Below are 432 nucleotides of genomic sequence, written 5' to 3' on the forward strand. Positions count from 1 at the left end.
GCCGGGGCCATCATCCTCCACCTCGACATAGGCACGCGGCGGGCCGCTGCGGCCCTGGCGCAGTCCACAGCGGATGGTGACCACACCGCCCGGTGGCGTGTATTTGATGGCGTTGTCAACCAGGTTGGACAGCAGCTCACGCAGCAGCCAGCCATGGCCGGTGACATGCACCAACTGCACGTCCAGCCCCAGATCCAGCCCCTTGCCCGTCGCCGCATCCAGAAAGTTTTCCAACAGGGATTCGCACAAGTCCTTCAGGTCCACCCGCTGCGGCGGCTGTGCATCGAGGCTGCGCGCATCGGCGCGGGACAGTGCCAACAGCTGGTGCGCCAGCTGCGAGGTACGGCGCGTAGCGTTGCGCAGCTTCTCGATTTGATCCGCTCCTAAAACAATAGCACCCTGCGCCTTCTCCTCGCGCGCAAACGGCATTTT

At 64.4% G+C, this 432-nt stretch carries 1 protein-coding gene; it reads right to left on the reverse strand.

Going from position 1 to position 432, the window contains the following annotated elements; translation table 11 throughout:
- A partial coding sequence (locus tag DBR12_RS23355; RefSeq protein ID WP_233245019.1) for a HAMP domain-containing sensor histidine kinase occupies nt 1-432 on the reverse strand: 432 nt, incomplete at both ends.

Source organism: Acidovorax sp. HMWF029, from assembly GCF_003060895.1.
GTDB lineage: Bacteria > Pseudomonadota > Gammaproteobacteria > Burkholderiales > Burkholderiaceae_C > Acidovorax.